Annotated in this window: 1 pseudogene; it reads left to right on the forward strand. The window is 78.4% G+C overall.

The window, feature by feature from the left end:
- Window positions 1–46 precede the first annotated feature (46 nt).
- Window positions 47–1,053 (forward strand): annotated as a pseudogene (locus GB864_RS17975) (hypothetical protein); the annotation flags it as partial.

Below are 1,053 nucleotides of genomic sequence, written 5' to 3' on the forward strand. Positions count from 1 at the left end.
GTCCGCCCCGAAGCCGCCGCTCGGGCGGCGCTCGCCGGTGCCGCCGATGCCCGGCACGATCGTCGTCGCCGGCGCGGGCGCCGGGCCCGCGGCGGAGGAGTTCGCCCGCGCGGGCGGGTGGCCGCTCATCGCCGAGGTCGTCTCGGGAGCGCATTTCGGCCCGAACCTCGTGGTCGCCGGCCGCACGCTGCTGCACGACCCGGACTTCGGCGGTCGCGTGCGCCGTGTGATCGTGTTCGGGTACCCGACGCTCTCGCGCGAGATCCCGGCGATCATCGGGCAGCCCGAGGTCGAGGCGATCGTCGTCGCTCCGGCCGGCGCCGAGTGGTACAACCCCGGTCGGCGCGTGCGGCGCTTCGAGCGCGGCGTCGTCGCTCTGCCCCACGCGGCGAGCGAGGCCGACCGCGCGTGGCTCGGCCGCTGGGTGAGCGCGAGCCGGCACGTCCTCGACTTCGACGAGCGCCAGGATGCCGACCGCGCCGCGGCGGCGGCCGCACCGGCGCGCGGGTCGGCCGAGCGTGCCGCCGGGTCGGCCGAGACGGTGATCGACCCGGCCGAAGCCGCCGAGTCGCCCGTCGAATCCGAGCCCGCCGCGAAGCCGCAGGCCCCGGTCACGGCCCCGGTCGCCGTCCCCGTCGGGGCACCGGAGACCGAGTCCGCGGCGGACGATCCACTCGCCGCGCCCGACGACGCACCGTGGATGCCGCGCAAGCTGCCGCCCGAGCCCGCGGCCTTCGACGACTACGCCGCGCGCCGCGAGTACGCCGAGCAGAGCCTCGCCGAGTTCCGGGCGCCGATCACGCGGCGCTCCCTCGCCCTCGCGGTGTGGAAGTCCACGTGGCCGCACGATCGCCTCGTGCTCGCGGCCTCCCGGCTCGTGCGGGAGCTCGACGCCGCCGCACCGGGCAAGCGCATCGAGGTGCGGGCGAACCGCGGGCTCGCCGGCATCGACGGAACGGTGTCGACCGCCGTCGGCGTCGCGGTGGCCGCACGGGCCGGGGCGCTCGCGGCCGCGGCGGACGCCGACCCGGGCGACCCTCGGGCGCAGGCCGC

Source organism: Agromyces seonyuensis, assembly GCF_009789225.1.
In the GTDB taxonomy this organism is placed as follows: domain Bacteria; phylum Actinomycetota; class Actinomycetes; order Actinomycetales; family Microbacteriaceae; genus Agromyces; species Agromyces seonyuensis.